At 66.8% G+C, this 16973-nt stretch carries 17 protein-coding genes and 1 tRNA gene; 16 read left to right on the top strand and 2 right to left on the bottom strand.

The window, feature by feature from the left end; translation table 11 throughout:
- Window positions 1–18: 18 nt before the first annotated feature.
- A complete protein-coding gene (locus KX816_06770; protein ID QXQ07704.1) occupies window positions 19–387 on the top strand; it encodes a hypothetical protein in 369 nt (122 codons plus the stop codon).
- A 4-nt stretch (window positions 388–391) separates the two neighbouring features.
- Here the strand turns inward: KX816_06770 and ilvD are convergent, their stop codons facing one another.
- Both ilvD and KX816_06780 read right to left on the bottom strand, forming a co-directional pair.
- Window positions 392–2104: a dihydroxy-acid dehydratase gene (ilvD, locus tag KX816_06775; GenBank protein ID QXQ07705.1), complete on the bottom strand. Its 1713-nt coding sequence runs from the start codon at window positions 2102–2104 to the stop codon at window positions 392–394.
- A 326-nt stretch (window positions 2105–2430) separates the two neighbouring features.
- Entirely contained in the window at window positions 2431–2943 is a 513-nt protein-coding gene (locus KX816_06780) for a PEPxxWA-CTERM sorting domain-containing protein (protein QXQ07706.1), read from the bottom strand.
- Between the two features lie 352 nt (window positions 2944–3295).
- On the opposite strand from KX816_06780, the gene KX816_06785 reads away from it, so the two are divergent.
- The 15 genes from KX816_06785 (at window position 3296) to KX816_06855 (ending at window position 16941) form a co-directional block, all read left to right on the top strand.
- A complete protein-coding gene (locus tag KX816_06785) occupies window positions 3296–3526 on the top strand; it encodes a DUF1272 domain-containing protein (protein QXQ07707.1) in 231 nt (76 codons plus the stop codon).
- A gap of 8 nt (window positions 3527–3534) precedes the next feature.
- On the top strand, window positions 3535–4311 hold the full coding sequence (gene thiD / locus KX816_06790; protein QXQ08440.1) for a bifunctional hydroxymethylpyrimidine kinase/phosphomethylpyrimidine kinase: 777 nt from the start codon (window positions 3535–3537) through the stop codon (window positions 4309–4311).
- Window positions 4305–4937, top strand: a complete 633-nt coding sequence (locus KX816_06795) for a ribonuclease HII (protein ID QXQ07708.1) — start codon at window positions 4305–4307, stop codon at window positions 4935–4937. The genes thiD and KX816_06795 overlap by 7 nt, the downstream gene beginning before the upstream one ends.
- A gap of 253 nt (window positions 4938–5190) precedes the next feature.
- Window positions 5191–6264: a site-specific DNA-methyltransferase gene (locus KX816_06800; protein ID QXQ07709.1), complete on the top strand. Its 1074-nt coding sequence runs from the start codon at window positions 5191–5193 to the stop codon at window positions 6262–6264.
- Window positions 6265–6339: 75 nt separating this feature from the next.
- On the top strand, window positions 6340–8217 hold the full coding sequence (locus KX816_06805) for a CocE/NonD family hydrolase (GenBank protein ID QXQ07710.1): 1878 nt from the start codon (window positions 6340–6342) through the stop codon (window positions 8215–8217).
- An 84-nt stretch (window positions 8218–8301) separates the two neighbouring features.
- Window positions 8302–10380 (top strand): M13 family metallopeptidase, encoded by a 2079-nt coding sequence (locus KX816_06810; GenBank protein QXQ07711.1) that lies wholly within the window; start codon window positions 8302–8304, stop codon window positions 10378–10380.
- 79 nt (window positions 10381–10459) lie between these two features.
- The gene (folP, locus tag KX816_06815) at window positions 10460–11305 is read left to right on the top strand and encodes a dihydropteroate synthase (GenBank protein ID QXQ07712.1); all 846 of its coding nucleotides are present in this window, start codon (window positions 10460–10462) and stop codon (window positions 11303–11305) included.
- A gap of 51 nt (window positions 11306–11356) precedes the next feature.
- Window positions 11357–12697, top strand: coding sequence for a hypothetical protein (locus KX816_06820; GenBank protein ID QXQ07713.1), 1341 nt, complete (start codon window positions 11357–11359; stop codon window positions 12695–12697).
- A gap of 64 nt (window positions 12698–12761) precedes the next feature.
- Window positions 12762–12920: an aa3-type cytochrome c oxidase subunit IV gene (locus tag KX816_06825; GenBank protein QXQ07714.1), complete on the top strand. Its 159-nt coding sequence runs from the start codon at window positions 12762–12764 to the stop codon at window positions 12918–12920.
- A 22-nt stretch (window positions 12921–12942) separates the two neighbouring features.
- Window positions 12943–14073: a Re/Si-specific NAD(P)(+) transhydrogenase subunit alpha gene (locus KX816_06830; protein QXQ07715.1), complete on the top strand. Its 1131-nt coding sequence runs from the start codon at window positions 12943–12945 to the stop codon at window positions 14071–14073.
- A 2-nt stretch (window positions 14074–14075) separates the two neighbouring features.
- Entirely contained in the window at window positions 14076–14498 is a 423-nt protein-coding gene (locus KX816_06835; GenBank protein ID QXQ07716.1) for a hypothetical protein, read from the top strand.
- A 4-nt stretch (window positions 14499–14502) separates the two neighbouring features.
- On the top strand, window positions 14503–14814 hold the full coding sequence (locus KX816_06840; protein QXQ07717.1) for an NAD(P) transhydrogenase subunit alpha: 312 nt from the start codon (window positions 14503–14505) through the stop codon (window positions 14812–14814).
- A 10-nt stretch (window positions 14815–14824) separates the two neighbouring features.
- On the top strand, window positions 14825–16240 hold the full coding sequence (locus tag KX816_06845; protein ID QXQ07718.1) for an NAD(P)(+) transhydrogenase (Re/Si-specific) subunit beta: 1416 nt from the start codon (window positions 14825–14827) through the stop codon (window positions 16238–16240).
- A 5-nt stretch (window positions 16241–16245) separates the two neighbouring features.
- The gene (locus tag KX816_06850) at window positions 16246–16797 is read left to right on the top strand and encodes a superoxide dismutase family protein (protein QXQ07719.1); all 552 of its coding nucleotides are present in this window, start codon (window positions 16246–16248) and stop codon (window positions 16795–16797) included.
- A gap of 67 nt (window positions 16798–16864) precedes the next feature.
- Window positions 16865–16941, top strand: a tRNA-His gene (locus KX816_06855).
- The last annotated feature ends 32 nt before the right edge of the window (window positions 16942–16973 follow it).

Consider the following 16973-nt stretch of genomic DNA (forward strand, 5'->3'; position numbering starts at 1 on the left):
GTGTAATCGGCTGACGCCATGGTCCGGAACCGAATTCTCTCGCTGGCTGCAATCACCTCGGCGCTCGCTCTTGCAGCCTGCGCGGCGTCGCCGCTGTATGTCCAGACGGACCAGCACCGCGGCACCGCCGGCGATGTCCCGCGCGACGGGACCGGCGAGCCGATGTTCACTGACATCACCGTCCCGCTGCCGGCACCGCCCACGCCGTACGTCGCGCCCGCGCCGGGCATTCCGGTCACGGGGCCGGGCGCCCTGGCGTTCGATGCCGCCACGCTGCCGCCGCCGCCGGGCCCCGCCTTTACGCTGGCCCAGCGCACCCCGAAAGAGATCCGGCAGGAGGAGCGCCGGAAACGCCGCGCCTGCCGCCACCTGCGCTCGTGCAACTGAACGCTCAAATATCCGCGTAGACGTGACGCTCGGCCCTGGCGCCGGGGTGAGTGAGCGCGCCGAGGTAGGCCGGGCCAACGTTCTGAGAGTAGCGGTACAGCGCGCCTGACTGATAGGCATTGATCCGCGGCACCCACGTCGCCCGCCGCGCCGCCAGCACGTCCGCATCGACAAGCAGTTCGATGGTCCCCGCCTCCGCATCGATGCTGATCGCGTCGCCGTCCTCGACCAGCGCGATTGGGCCGCCGTCGGCCGCTTCCGGTCCGACATGGCCGATGCAGAAGCCGCGCGTGCCGCCCGAGAAGCGCCCGTCGGTGATGAGGGCGACATGCTCGCCGAGACCCAGGCCGTACAGCGCCGCGGTGGTCGACAGCATCTCGCGCATGCCGGGGCCGCCCTTGGGGCCTTCATAGCGGATGACCAGCACCTCGCCCTTGTTGATGCTGCGTGCCTCGACCGCGGCGAAGCACTCCTCCTCGCTGTCGAAGACCCGCGCCGGGCCAGTGAACTGGAGCCGGTGCATGCCCGCGACCTTGACGATCGCACCATCAGGCGCGAGCGAGCCGACCAGCCCGACGACGCCGCCGGTCGCGGTGATCGGGTTGCTGACCGGGCGGATGACCTTGTTGTCCACCCACGTCACCTCGGCCAGGTTCTCCGCCAGCGTCTTGCCGGTGACGGTCATGCAGTCACCGTGCAGGAAGCCGCCCTGAAGCAGGGTCTTCATCACCATGTAGATCCCGCCCGCGTCGTACAGGTCGCGGGCAACGTACTGCCCGCCGGGCTTGAGGTCGGTGATGTAGGGCGTGCGCTTGAAGATCGCGGCGACGTCGTGGAGCGTGAAGTCGATGCCCGCCTCGCTCGCCATCGCCGGCAGGTGGAGCGCGGCATTGGTCGAGCCGCCGGTCGCGGCGACCACCGTGGCGGCGTTTTCGAACGCCTTGCGGGTACAGATATCGCGCGGGCGCAGGTTGAGCTCGAGGCACTTCATCACGGCTTCGCCCGCCGCCACCGCCAGCCCGGCGCGGCCCTCATAGGGTGCGGGCATCATGTTTGACGACGGCAGCGACAGCCCGATCGCCTCGGCGACGCAGGCCATGGTGTTGGCGGTGAACTGCCCGCCGCACGCACCGTGGCCGGGGCAGGCGACCTTCTCCAGTGCAGTCAGGCGCGCGATCGGGCAGGTCCCGGCGGCGAATTGCCCGACCGCCTCGAACACGTCGACGACGGTGACGTCCTTGTCCTCGAAGCGCCCCGGCAGGATCGACCCGCCATAGACGAACACCGCGGGCACGTTGAGGCGCAGCATCGCCATCATCATGCCGGGCAGGCTCTTGTCGCAACCCGCAAACGCCAGCAGCGCGTCATAGCTGTGGCCGCGCATCGACAGCTCGACCGAGTCGGCGATGACCTCGCGGCTGACCAGCGACGACTTCATGCCCTGGTGGCCCATCGCGATGCCGTCGGTGACGGTGATCGTGTTGAACCGCCGCGGCGTTCCGCCGCCCGAGATGACCCCCGCCCGCGCCGCGTCCGCCTGCGCGTCGAGCGTCGTGTTGCACGGCGCGGAGTCGTTGCCCGCCGAGACGACGCCGACGAACGGCTTGGCGATATCTTCCGCGGTCAGGCCCATCGCGTAATAATAGCTGCGGTGCGGCGCGCGTTCGGGGCCGACGGTGACGTGGCGGCTGGGCAGGCGGGACTTGTCGAACGTCATTGGCGAGGCTCCCCTTCGGGGTCGCTAGTGCCGGGTAGGAGCCTTTGGGGTCAAGGACAAGCGTACAGGAGCAAGCGTATCGGCTGCCAGAGCTGACTCCGGTGAATGCGAGAGAGCATTATTGCGCAGTATACCGCGGGGGCGAGCGGCGCGCGCCGTCAAACGGTCCGCAGCCTGCGGACCAGCGCGTCGTCGTCCAGCTTTTCGAAGTGCACCAACGGGGCCGCGCGCGCGGTCTGCCAGTCCGGATGCGAGCCTAGCTCGTCCTGCAAACGGCAGCCACCGGAGAAATGTTTGCTTCTCCGGTGGCCTCGATGCCTTTGAGGTCAGTTCGCGACGGCGATTTCGCGGCGGCGCATTGCTACGCCGACGAAACCGAAGCCGGCGATCATCAGCGCCCAGCTGGCGGGTTCAGGAACAGCGCCAGAAAGCCGGAACGCGTAGTTGACGCCTTCACCGGGAGCGCCGTGGTCCTGCACGTAGGCGGAATAGGCAGAACCAGTGCCTGGGTTGCTGTTGTAACCTGAACCGCCGGTATCCAGGCTGTAGCTCTGAGAAACCGTCGAAGAGAGATACTGCGAGTCGGCCCAACCATCGACATGCGCCTGAAAGTTGATCGCCGAGGTGTCGGGGCCGAGTGTTGAAATCGCATAGCTGCTGGCAGTTCCGCCAAACAGCAGCGCAGCGGCTTCCTGGCCGGTATAGACTGCCGGATTGGTTTGCCAGTTCGGACCGTCGCTGACCGACCACGAACCGACATAGGTATACGTCGCAGCCTGCGCGGTGCTGGCAGCGGCGACTGCAATCGTGGCCGCGATGAATAATGATTTCAGTTTCATTGAAAATTGCCCCTCATTCGCAGTGCATCCTCTTCCTGGTGCACTCCCGAAACATAAAGCAACGATCGTGCCAACTTTCAATTTATAGCGTTTTCAACACCTTATTCTGGCACAAAGAGCTATATCGTTTCGACTATGTAATATTCTTCGACACTTCTTGGGACCGGCGTGGCTCGTGGCGCCAGCGGTCGATTCAGCGTTTCGGAACGAACGCGGAGCTTGAAACGCACTCGCCAGCTGTGCTCCACCGCCGTCCTTTGCCGGAACATGCTTTTTCGAAACTGGTCGACCCTCGCTCCGCGCCGCTGTATTCGCCAGCGATGCTCCACCGCCTTGACACCGTGACCGCCTGATGTCCCTCGAACTCCGTCCCGATTGCGAGCGCTGCGGGATCGACCTGCCGAACGGGGCGGATGCTCGGATCTGCACTATCGAGTGCACGTTCTGCGGCCCGTGCGTCGAGGGTCCGATGGGCGGTGTCTGCCCGAACTGCGGCGGCAACTTCGAGCGGCGGCCGGTGCGGCCGCCGGCGATGCTGGCGAAGTATCCGGCGTCGACCGTGCGGATGTACAAGGCTTCGTGACCCCGCGCATTTTGCCCCGCATCCTGATCGTCGCCGGCTCGGACTCGTCGGGTGGGGCGGGTATCCAGGCCGACCTGCGCACCGTGCAGGCGCTCGGCGGCTACGGCATGACGGCGATTACCGCGGTGACGGTGCAGAACACGCTCGGGGTCAGCGGCGTACACGCGGTGCCGCCAGCGGTGGTCGCGGCACAGATGCGGGCGTGCCTCGACGACATCGGTGCGGACGCGGTGAAGATCGGGATGCTTGGTGGGGCGGACGTGATCGCGGCGGTTGCGGAGGTGCTGGCGGGGTTGAAAATCCCGGTCGTGCTCGATCCCGTCATGGTGGCGAAGGGCGGCGCGGTACTGCTGGCGGACGACGCGGTCGCAGCGCTGATGCGGCTGCTGCCGCTGGCGACGATCGTCACCCCGAACGCGCCCGAGCTGGCGGCGCTGAGCGGGACCGAGATCGAGGACGAGGCCGACATGCTGCTCGCGGCGCAGGAGTTGCTGGGGCAGGGCGTGCGCGCCGTGCTGGCCAAGGGCGGGCATCTGGAGGGCGACGAGGTCGCGGACTGGCTGGTGACGCGGGCGGGGCAGGTGCGCTTCGCCGGCCCGCGCATCGACACGCGCCATACCCACGGCACCGGCTGCACGCTGGCGTCGGCGCTGGCGGTCGGGCTGGCGCGCGGGCTGGGGCTGGAGGACGCCTCGCGGCAGGCTCGGGACTACGTCCACCAGGCGATCCTCGCGGCTCCGGGGTTCGGCGGCGGCCACGGTCCGCTCGGGATTCCGGCATGGTGAAGGGCCCGACCTACAAGCGCGAGAAGGCGTATCCGGGGCGTGTCGCGGGCGTCGACGAGGCCGGGCGTGGGCCGTGGGCCGGGCCGGTAGTCGCGGCGGCGGTGGTGCTCGACCCGAAGTGCATCCCCAAGGGCCTCAACGATTCGAAGCAGTTGACGCATGAGCGCCGTGTCGAGCTGTGTGCGATGCTGGTCGACTGCGCCGAGTTCGGGGTCGGCATCGCCTCGGTCGAGGAGATCGACACGATCAACATCCACTGGGCGACGATGCTGGCGATGGAGCGCGCCGTCGCGTCGCTCCCTCAAGATTGCCACCACGTCCTGATCGACGGCAATCGCAAGCCGAAGTGGACCCGGAGTTGCGAAACTTTGGTCTCGGGCGATGCGCTGTGCGTGTCGATCGCGGCGGCATCGATCATAGCCAAGGTCACCCGCGACCGGATGATGATCGAGCTGGCCGGCAGCCACGACGGCTACGGCTGGACGACCAACAAGGGCTATGGCACCGCCGAGCACGCGGCGGGCCTGCGGGAGCTCGGGCCGAACGCGCATCATCGCCAAAGCTTCTGGCCGGTGCGCGAATGGCGGACCCTCGAACCACGCGCGTTCCGAAAGAAGGTCGCCTGAGTCCTTTGGGCAACACGCTATGGGTGGGAGTCTGTGGAGCGTCGGGACTCAACCCCTAGCGTTTCGAGTCGATCGCGAGACCTCGATGCCAAGCCGTTGAATCGTGACGGTTTCGCAATCTGTTGACGGGTGAGTCCCGCCTGACTCAAACTAGCCCCCGTCATCCCCGCGCAGGCGGGGACCCATCACCTCAACTTTCGGTGGTGATGGGTCCCCGCCTGCGCGGGGATGACGGCTAGGAGCGGGGGCGCGGGTGACATTCGAGACTGATCGCATCATCGCGGGCGACTGCATCGCCGCCATGGCGGCCCTGCCCGCGAAGTCGGTCGACCTGATCTTCGCCGACCCGCCGTACAACCTCCAGCTCCAGCACAATCTGATGCGGCCCGAGGGCGGCAAGGTCGACGCGGTCGACGATGACTGGGACAAGTTCGACAGCTTCGCGACCTATGACGCGTTCACGCGGGCATGGCTCGCGGAGGCGCGGCGGGTGCTGAAGGATGACGGCTCGATCTGGACGATCGGCAGCTATCACAACATCTTCCGGGTCGGCGTGGCGTTGCAGGATCAGGGCTTCTGGGTGCTCAACGACATCGTCTGGCGCAAGTCGAACCCGATGCCGAACTTCAAGGGCACGCGCTTCACCAACGCCCATGAGACGCTGATCTGGTGCGCTAAGTCGGAAACCGCGCGCTACAAGTTCAACTACCACGCGATGAAGGCGCTCAACGAGGACCTGCAGATGCGCAGCGACTGGCTGCTGCCGATCTGCACCGGGGCGGAGCGGATCAAGGAGGGCGGCGTCAAGGCGCACCCGACGCAGAAGCCCGAGGCGTTGCTGTACCGCGTCCTGCTGGCCTGCACCGAGCCCGGCGACATCGTCCTCGATCCGTTCTTCGGCACCGGCACAACTGGGGCGGTCGCCAAGCTGCTGGGGCGGCGCTGGATCGGCATTGAGCGGGAGGCCAAGTATATCGCCGTCGCAAAGGCGCGGATCGACGCGCTGCTGCCGCTGTCGGGCGGCGACATGGCGGTCAGCGAGGGCGCGCGCGGGCTGACCCGGGTGGCCTTCGGAGCGCTGGTCGAGACCGGCATGGTACGGCCCGGCACGATGCTGTGGGACGCCCGCCGCCGTCACCGCGCCCGGGTCCGGCCCGACGGCAGCCTCGAAGCCGAGGGCCGCACCGGTTCGATCCACCAGATCGGCGCAGCGGCGCAGGGCGCAGCGGCCTGCAACGGCTGGACCTTCTGGCACGTCGAGGAAGCGGGCGGGCTGGTTGTGCTCGACGACAAGCGCGTCGCATATCGCGCCGCGACGGGCGGCTGACCTTGCTACCCTCCTCGCTCGAGGGGGGAGGGCAGAGGGGTTGCTCGCGTTCGTGCGCCGCTTCACAACAAACTTATGAGAATCCTCGCGCTCGCCGTCCTGCTCGCCGCCCCTGTCGTCGCGCAAACCCCACTCCCGACGATGACGCCCGACATCGCCGGCCCCGCGTTTACCTCGCCGGCCGCGACACTCAACTACCAGCGCCGCGTGCTGATGATCCCGATGCGCGACGGGGTGAAGCTGTACACCGTCGTCGTCGTGCCCAAGGGCGTGACGCGCGGCCCGATCCTGCTGACCCGCACCCCCTACAACGCCGACAAGACGACCAGTCGCACCGCCAGCCCGAACGTCGAGGCGATCATGCCGATCGCGGACAAGGAGTTCGTCGAGGACGGCTATATCCGGGTCTACCAGGACGTCCGCGGCAAGCATAAGTCGGAGGGCGACTATGTGATGACGCGGCCGCTGCGGGGGCCGCTCAATGCCACAAAGGTCGACCACGCCACCGACGCCTACGACACCATCGACTGGCTGGTGAAGCACGTGCCGGAATCGAACGACCGGGTCGGCATAATCGGCTCGTCCTACCCGGGCTTCACCTCGCTGATGGCGCTGATCGACCCGCACCCGGCGCTCAAGGCTGCCGTGCCGCAAAGTCCGATGGTCGACGGCTGGATGGGCGACGACTGGTTCCACAACGGCGCGTTCCGGCAGTCGAACTTCGACTATATCGCCGGGCAGACCGGGGCCAAGGACGACGATACCGCGGTCTCGACCGGGGTCGCCGACAGCTATGCGTTGTACCTGCAGTCGGGGTCGGCGGGTGACTACGCGCGCAAATACGGCATCGATACCCTACCGTTCGCGCGCAAGCTGATGGAGCACCCCGCCTACGACGCGTTCTGGCAGGGGCAGGCGGTCGACAAGCTGCTCGGCCTCCGGACGCTGACGGTGCCGACGATGCTGGTCGTCGGCCAGTGGGACCAGGAGGACAGCTACGGCGCGCCGGCGGTGTGGCGGGCGCTGCAGGCCAAGGCGGGCGACAAGCTGCACCTCGTGATCGGGCCGTGGCGGCACAGCCAGGTCAATTACGACGCCTTCAACCTCGGGCCGCTGAAATACCCGACCGACACTGCGACCAGCTTCCGCCGCGACGTGATGAAGCCGTTCCTCGACCAGTATCTGAAGGACCCGGCGCCGGTGGTGGCGACGCCGCGCGTGCTGACCTACGAGACCGGCGTCGATGTCTGGCAACCCAGTTCGCAGTGGCCACCTGCAGACATGACCCCGACGCCGATCTACCTCGCCGAAAGGGGCGGGCTGAGCTTTGTGGCTCCAGCGAAGGCGGGCAGCGACTCCTACGTCTCCGACCCCGCCAAGCCGGTGCCTTTCGTGCCGCGGCCGGGCAACATCGGCGACACACAGGTGTGGAAGCCGTGGCTGGTCAGCGACCAGCGCAATGTCTCGACCCGCACCGATGTGCTGACCTACGTGACCCCGGTGCTGACCAAGGCCGTCCACATCGCCGGTGCGCCGCTGGTCGACCTCAACGCCAGCACGTCCGGCACCGACAGCGACTGGGTGGTCAAGCTGATCGACGTCTACCCGGACGAGATGCCGCAGGCGGAGCTGTCGGGCTACCAGCTGGGCATTGGCATGGAGATCTTCCGGGGCCGTTATGCCGCCAGTTTCGAGCATCCACAGGCGCTGACGCCAGGCAAGCCGGTGCGCTACCGTTTTGCGCTGCCCAACGCCAACCACCGGTTCCTGCCGGGCCACCGCATCATGGTGCAGGTCCAGTCGAGCTGGTTTCCGCTGTACGACCGCAACCCGCAGAGCTTCGTACCAAACATCTTCAATGCCAGGCCGGGCGACTATCACGCCGCGACGCAGACGGTGCTGCATGGCGGCAGCACGGCAAGCGCGGTGATCCTGCCGATCGTTCCGGACTGAGGCAAAATCGTCGCGTCCGGGCTATGGCTGTCGTAATTCCGACACGCTAGAGACGCGCGATCTTAGCTTTTCGTTGGAGTTTGCATGCGCCGTTTTACTCTGCTCGCAGCCGCTGCGGTGATCGCGCTGACCGGTGCTGCACCGGCCGCGGCAATCCGCAAAGGCGTGCATCCCGTTGCCGCCGCCGTCGCTTCGGCAAAGAAGCCGATGTACGGCGACTTCGGCGTTGATCTTGCAGGCATGGACCGCAGCGTCGCGCCGGGTGACGACTGGGGCCGGTACGTCAACGGCACCTACATCAAGAACCTGGTGATCCCTGCCGACCGGTCGAACTACGGCATGTTCACCAAGCTCCGGGACCTAAGCCAGGAGCGCACCCGCTCGATCATCGAGACGGCGGCGGCCACCAAGGCGGCCCCGGGCAGCGAGGCGCAGAAGGTCGGCGATTTCTACGCCAGCTTCATGGACGAGAAGGCGATCGAGGCGAAGGGGCTGACCCCGCTGGCCCCGCGGCTTGCAGAAATCGCAGCGATCAAGGACCGCGGGGCGCTGGCGCAGGCATTCGGCGACGCCAGCCGTGACGGCGTCGACGTGCCGATCGGAATCGGCCCGCAGCAGGACCTCAAGAACCCCGACATCTACTCGGTCTATGTCGCCCAGGGCGGCCTCGGCATGCCCGACCGCGACTATTACCTCGACGACAAGAATCCGAAGTTCGCCGAGGTCCGGGCCAAGTACCAGAAGTACATCGTCGACATGCTCAAGCTCGCCAACATCCCGAACGCCGAGGCGCGCGGCAAGGCGATCTACGACCTCGAGGTCAAGATCGCCCAGGTCCACTGGACCAAGGTCGAGCAGCGGCAGGTCGACAAGATGTACAACCCGGTGGCGCGTACCGAGATCGACGGCAAGTATGCCGGTGTCGACTGGACGCCGCTGCTCACCGCCGCCGGCGTCGCCAGCCGCCCCGAGCTGATTGTCACCAGTCCGAGCGCGATCAAGGGCGCAGCGAAGCTGATCAAGGACGAACCGCTCGACACTTGGAAGGACTACCTGACCTTCCACACGCTCGACCGCTGGGCGCCGATGCTGCCCAAGGCGTTCGTCGATACCAAGTTCGCCTTCACCGGCACCGTCCTGTCGGGCCAGCCTGAGAACCAGCCGCGGTGGAAGCGCGGTGTCGACGCGACCTCGAACGCGCTCGGCGAGGCGGCGGGCAAGCTGTACGTCGCCAAGTACTTTCCGCCCGAGGCCAAGGCCAAGGCCGACGAACTCGTCCGCAACATCATCGCGGCGATGGATAACCGCCTCGCCAACCTGACGTGGATGGACCCTAAGACCAAGGCCGAGGCACGCGCCAAGCTGGCGGTGTTCACCCCGAAGATCGGCTACCCCGACAAGTGGCGCGACTATTCGAATTTGAAGGTGGTGCGCGGCGACGCGCTCGGCAACGCGATGCGGGCGGCGCGCTTCGACTACCAGCGCGAGGTCGACAAGATCGGCAAGCCGATCGACCGCAGCGAGTGGGGCATGACCCCGATGACGGTCAACGCCTACGCCAACCCGCTGTGGAACGAGGTCGTGTTCCCCGCTGCGATCCTGCAACCGCCATTCTTCGATCCGAACGCCGATCCGGCGGTCAACTACGGCGGCATCGGCGCCGTCATCGGCCACGAGATCAGCCACCACTTCGACGACCAGGGCCGCAAGTTCGATAAGCACGGGGCGTTGGCGGACTGGTGGACGCCCGAGGACATCAAGCGCTTCACCGCGCTGACCGACAAGGTCGTCAAGCAGTACGCTGCCTACAGCCCGCTGCCCGGCCTGCACGTCAACGGCGAGCTCACGCTCGGCGAGAACATGGCCGACCTCGCGGGCATCAACGTCGCCTACGACGCCTATCACAAGTCGCTGAACGGCAAGCCCGCGCCGGTCATCGACGGCGTCACCGGCGACCAGCGCTTCTTCCTCGGCTTCGGGCAGATCTGGCGGCAGAAGTACCGTGATGCCGCGCTGCTCCAGCAGACCACCACCGACCCGCATACCGCAGGCTTCCTGAGGCCGAATGTCGTGCGCAACCTCGATGCCTGGTACGCGGCCTTCCCGTCGAAGCCGGGCGAGGCGCTTTACCTCGCACCGGCTGATCGGGTGAAGGTCTGGTAATCACTACCCTCCGCCTTCAAGGGGGAGGGACCGGTCGCCCTTCGGCGACCAGGGAGAGGGCAGGGAGGGGACAATCGGAATGAGCGGCCCCCGACCCCTCTCCCTGGTTGCGAAGCCGCAACCTGTCCCTCCCCCCACGGGGGGGAGGGTGGTCCCGCGCATCCTCGGCATTCTCAACGTCACCCCCGACAGCTTCTCCGACGGCGGTCGCCACGCCGCGCCCGACGCTGCCCTCGCGGCCGCCCGCGCGATGATCAACGCCGGCGCGGCCATGGTCGACATCGGCGGCGAGTCGACGCGCCCCGGCGCTCCCCCGGTCTCCGAAGCCGAGGAGATCGCGCGCGTCGCCCCCGTCCTCGAGCGCCTGACCGGCAGCGGCATCCCGTTCAGCATCGACACTCGCAACGCCGCGGTCATGGCGCGCGCCGTCGATGCCGGGGCGGCCATGGTCAACGACGTCTCCGCCCTGACCCACGACGCGCGCGCCCTTCCGGCGATCGCCCGGCGCAATTGCGATGTCGTCCTGATGCACATGCAGGGCACGCCCGCGACGATGCAGGTCGCGCCGCACTACGAGGACGTCGTCGTCGAGGTCCACGCCTGGCTCGTCGAGCGCATCCGCGCCTGCGTCGCCGGGGGCATCGCTCGCTCGCGGATCGTCATCGATCCCGGTATCGGCTTCGGCAAGACCGTCGAGCATAACCTCACCCTGCTGCGGGGCCTGTCGCGGTTCCGCGATCTCGGCTGCCCGGTGATGCTCGGTGCGAGCCGCAAGGGCTTCATTGGCGGGCCGGTGGAGGGCCGCCTGCCGGGGAGCCTCGTGCTCGCCGTGCATGCGGCGGCGCAGGGCGTGAGTTGGGTGCGGGTCCACGACGTACCCGAGACCTTGCAGGCGCTGCAGGTCTGGGCGGCCCTCAACCGCTAGCGACCTCCCGCCACGCTGGCACCGCCGCGCGAGCCGCCCTAACTAGCGAGAATGGCAGACACCAACTCCCTCGGCGGCCGGCTTTCGCGTTACGCCAAGGTCGGCAGCACCGGCCTCGGCCTCGCCGCGCAAATGGGCGCAGCGCGGCTGTTCGGCGGCGACGTCGACAAGGCGACCGGAGCCGCGCAGCTTCGCGCCGCGCTTGGCGGGCTCAAGGGTCCGGTGATGAAGATTGCGCAGATCATCTCGACCATCCCCGACGCGGTGCCGCCGGAATACGCAGCCGAGCTGTCGCAGCTCCAGGCCAACGCGCCGTCCATGGGCTGGCCCTTCGTGAAGCGGCGGATGAAGTCCGAGCTCGGCCCCGACTGGGAGGCGAAGTACCTGAGCTTCGAGCATGAGGCTGCCGCCGCCGCGTCGCTCGGGCAGGTCCACCGCGCGGTCGCGCTGGATGGCCGTCGGGTCGCGGCCAAGCTCCAGTATCCCGACATGGCGAGCGCGGTGGAAGCCGACCTCGGCCAGCTCGACCTGCTGTTCGGGCTCTACAAGCGCTTCGACAAGTCGATCGACACCGTCGAGATCCATCAGGAACTCGCGGACCGGCTGCGCGAGGAGCTCGACTACGAGCGCGAAGCGAAGCACCTCGGTCTGTATCGCGACATGCTCGCGGGCGAGGCCTCGACGCACTTGCCCGAGGTGCTGCCCGAACTCTCGTCGCGCCGCCTGCTGACGATGACCTGGCTCGACGGCAGCCCGCTGCTCGACTTCAAGGGTGCCGACCTCGAGACCCGCAATCGGATCGCCAACAACCTGTTCCGCGCGTGGTACCTGCCGCTCCACCACTTCGGGATCATCCACGGCGACCCGCACCTCGGCAACTACACGGTGCGGGACGACCACTCGATCAACCTGCTCGATTTCGGCTGCATCCGGGTGTTCCCGCCGCGTTTCATCGGTGCGGTCGTCGACCTGTACCGCGCCATCGGCAACGGTGACGAGGCGCTGGCGGTCGATGCCTTCGAACGCTGGGGCTTCACCGGCCTCAGCCGCGAGATCATCGACACGCTGCTGATCTGGGCGAAGTTCCTGTACGGCCCGCTGCTCGACGACCGCGTCCGGGTTATCGACGCCAGTGGCAACCCCGCCACTTACGGCCGCGAGACGGCACAGGCGGTCCACCGCCGCTTGCGCGAACTCGGCACCGTGACCATCCCGCGTGAGTTCGTGTTCATGGACCGCGCCGCTATCGGGCTCGGTGGCGTGTTCATGCACCTGAAGGCCGAGCTCAACTGGTACGCGATGTTCAACGCCATGATTGCCGACTTCGACGAAGCGAAACTTGCCGAGCGGCAAACGGCGGCGTTGGCCCGTGCCGGGCTTGGTACGGTCTAAGGGGCTTCCCCGAACGTAAAGCTTTGCTATGAAGCTTTGGGGGCACGTGCTCCACAGGTGGTCAATGTCCGAAGATTTCGAGATCGTCGCAAGCGAGTTGCCCCACGATGGTGCGGCGGCTGAACATGTTCACACCTACGAGCGTTTTATGGCTGCGATGAAATGGGGCGTCGTGGTGCTTGCCGTCCTGCTCATCCTGCTGGCGGTTTTCCTGGTCCGCTAGAGACCGGCTCTTGGGAGCGATGATGCGGATTGCAGTTTTGCGCGAGACCGAAGCCGGGGAGGCGCGCGTCGCCGCGACCCCGGAAACGGTAAAGAAGTTGATTGTGCTCGGGGCGACTGTCGCGGTCGAGGCCGGGGCTGGGGCCGGAGCCAATATCGCCGACCAGCTTTACACCGACGCCGGTGCCACTGTCGGCGACCGCGCCGCGTCGATAGCCGATGCCGACCTCATTGTCGGCGTGCAAGGCCCCGCCGCCGATGCATTGCCCGGGCTCAAGTCCGGCGCCGTGCTCGCCGCGATCCTGTCGCCGTTCGCCGACCGCGCCCGCATCGACGGCTATGCCGCCGCCGGCATCGACGCGCTGGCGATGGAGTTCATGCCACGCATCACCCGCGCCCAGTCGATGGACGTGCTGTCGTCGCAGTCCAATTTGTCGGGCTACAAGTCGGTGATCGACGCCGCGGAGGCTTATGGTCGCGCCTTCCCGATGATGATGACCGCCGCCGGCACGATCAGCGCGGCGCGCGTCTTTGTCATGGGTGTCGGCGTCGCGGGCCTGCAGGCGATCGCAACCGCGCGGAGGCTCGGGGCGCTGGTATCGGCAACCGATGTCCGCGCTGCGACCAAGGAACAGATCGAGAGCCTCGGCGCCAAGGGCATCTTCGTCGAGAAGGTCGCCGGCATCCAGGGCGAGGGCACCGGCGGCTACGCCACGGAAATGTCCGACGAATACAAGGCGGCGCAGGCCGAGCTGGTGTCGAGCCACATCGCCAAGCAGGACATCGTCATCACCACCGCGCTGATCCCGGGCCGCCCCGCGCCGCGACTGGTTTCCGACGCCCAGCTCGCGACGATGCGTCCCGGCTCGGTGCTGGTCGACCTCGCGGTCGAGAGCGGCGGCAACATCGAGGGCTCGCGCCCCGGCGAGGTCGTCGAGGTCCACGGCGTCCGCATCATCGGCCACAAGAACGTGCCCTCGCGCCTCGCCGCCGACGCCAGCGCTCTCTATTCGCGCAACGTCTATAATTTCATCGCGGCGTTCTGGGACAAGGACGCCGGCAAGGTCGTGTGGGCGCCGGACGACGAGATCGTGAAGGGCGTGACCCTGACGCGCGGCGGGGTTGTGGTGCATGAGCGGTTGCTGGCAGCGTGAGGGTGATGGTCGCCTCAATCGTGGCGGCTACGATGCTTACGCACTCGGGGGCGGCGTTTGCCGCTGCGCAGTTCCAGCCGACGGAAGTGCACCAAAGGCCGTGCAACTACGGTCAGGATGATGCGCGTCGCATCGATTTCATGGCAGCGTTTCAAGCCGCAACGCGTGCCGAGCTCGAGCTCTGCGGCAAAGAGCGTAGCGTGAAGGTTGACGGGCTTCGTCTCGAACTGGAGAGGATCGTCGTTCGCGCGCAGCGACGAAACCCGGACGTCAACTTGACGACCCTTGAAGCGCGCAGTGGCACCGAAGTCTGTCACATGACTGGTGACACTTTCGCCGCGTGCGAGGGCGACCAGTCTGTGAAGGTCGCGGCGTTTGCCGAGGCCATGAGTGTGCTCCGCGATCAAGTTAAGAAATGGCGGTAATCAAATGGAACACCTGATCCCCCAGCTCTCGGTCTTCGTGCTGGCCTGTTTTGTCGGTTATTATGTCGTTTGGTCGGTGACGCCGGCCCTGCACACGCCGTTGATGGCGGTGACTAATGCGATTTCTTCGGTGATCGTGGTTGGTGCACTGATTGCGGCGTCGGCGGCAGCGGGCGGCTCCGAGATTTCGAAGTGGCTCGGGCTGATTGCGGTGGCGCTCGCCTCGGTGAACATCTTCGGGGGCTTCGCGGTGACCCAGCGGATGCTCGGAATGTACAAGAAGAAGGACCGCAAGGTCCCCGCAGCGAAGATTTGAGGGGCGGCACATGCATGAAGCTTTAGCCGCGACGCCCGCCTGGGTCCTGCTCGCCTACCTCGTCTCGGGGGTATTGTTTATCCTCGCGCTGCGCGGCCTGTCGTCGCCTGAGACCAGCCAGCAGGGCAACCGCTTCGGCATGATCGGCATGGTCATCGCCGTCGGCACCACCCTGATCGAGCACAATGTCGGCCTGCCGCTGATCATCGGCGCCATCGCGATCGGCGGCGGCGTCGGCTATTATATCGCGCGCCAAATCAAGATGACCGCGATGCCGGAGCTCGTCGCGGGCTTCCACAGCCTCGTCGGCATGGCCGCAGTGCTGGTCGGCGTCGCGGCCTACCTGAACCCCGCCGCGTTCGGCATTCTCGATCCCGTCACCGGTGACATCGCGACCGTCAGCCGCGTCGAGATGGGACTGGGCGTCGCCATTGGTGCGATCACCTTCTCGGGGTCGGTCATCGCCTTTCTGAAGCTGTCGGGGCGCATGTCGGGCGCGCCGATCCAGCTGCCTGGCCGGCACATCATCAACCTCGGCATCCTTGCCGCGATCCTGATCCTGATCGGCGTTTTCGTCACCAATTCGGCGCCGCTGATCTTCTTCCTCATCGTCGGCCTCAGCTTTGCCATCGGCTTCCTGCTGATCATCCCGATCGGCGGCGCGGACATGCCGGTCGTGATCTCGATGCTCAACAGCTATTCGGGCTGGGCGGCGGCGGCGATGGGCTTTACGCTGCAGAACTCGGCGATGATCATCACCGGCGCGCTGGTCGGTTCGTCGGGCGCGATCCTGAGCTACATCATGTGCACCGCGATGAACCGCAGCTTCATCAGCGTCATTGCAGGTGGCTTCGGCGGCGACAGCGGCCCCGCAGTCAAGGGCGATGCCGTCGAGCGGCCGTGGAAGCGCGGTTCGGCTGAGGACGCCGCGTTCATCATGAAGAACGCCGAGAGCGTCATAATTGTCCCCGGCTACGGCATGGCGGTCAGCCAGGCCCAGCACGCGCTGCGCGAGATGGGCGACCTGCTCAAGAAGGACGGCGTCAGCGTCAAATACGCGATCCACCCGGTCGCGGGCCGCATGCCGGGCCACATGAACGTCCTGTTGGCCGAGGCCAATGTGCCGTACGACGAGGTCTTCGAATTGGAGGACATCAACGGCGAGTTCGCGCAGGCCGATGTCGCGTTCGTCATCGGTGCCAACGACGTTACCAACCCCGCCGCCAAGACCGACAAGACCTCGCCGATCTACGGCATGCCCGTCCTCGATGTCGAGAAGGCCAAGACGGTGCTGTTCGTCAAGCGCAGCATGGGCGGCGTCGGCTACGCGGGGGTCGACAACGACGTGTTCTACATGGACAACACCATGATGCTGCTCGCCGACGCCAAGAAGATGGTGGAAACGATCAACAAGTCGCTGGGGTAAATCTGATGCGTATCGCACTCGTTGCCGTGTCGCTGGTCGCGCTGGCCGCATGCAGCAACAGCAAGTCCACCTCGATGGGCAAGACCCGAGACGCGCCGCCTTCGGTCACCGCGACGACGCAGTTGCTCGGCCCCAACGGCGAGTTACGCGGCACGGCGCGGCTCGAGCAGCGGCCGGCGGGGACGCAGGTCACGGTGTCGGTCGAGGGCATGGCTCCGGGGACGTACGGGGTCCACCTCCATGCAGTCGGCAAGTGCGACGCGCCCGACTTCAAGACCGCTGGCGGCCATTTCAACCCGACGATGAAGCAGCACGGCCACGACAACCCGATGGGTGCGCACGAGGGCGACTTGCCTAACGTCGTCGTCGGCAGCGACGGGCGTGGGCGTTTCGTCGAACAGCTTGCCGAGCTGACCCTGACCGGCGGCACGGCGCCATTGCTCGATGCCGACGGCGCCGCGGTCGTCGTCCACGCTGGTCCCGACGACTACAAGTCCGACCCGGCCGGCAACAGCGGCAACCGCATCGCCTGTGGGGTCCTCGCGGCACATCCGTAGCGACCGGGCGTCGGAGCGCCTTGACCCGGCGCGAGCAGGTCCGTATCTGCACACCTCGCTGGGCGTGGCGGTCGTAGCTCAATTGGTTAGAGCGCCGGTTTGTGGTACCGGAGGTTGCGGGTTCAATCCCCGTCGTCCGCCCCAGCGATTTCAAGCATCTGGCGCTTCCCTGGGGG

It is taken from the genome of Sphingosinicellaceae bacterium, from assembly GCA_019285715.1.
Taxonomy (GTDB): domain Bacteria; phylum Pseudomonadota; class Alphaproteobacteria; order Sphingomonadales; family Sphingomonadaceae; genus Glacieibacterium.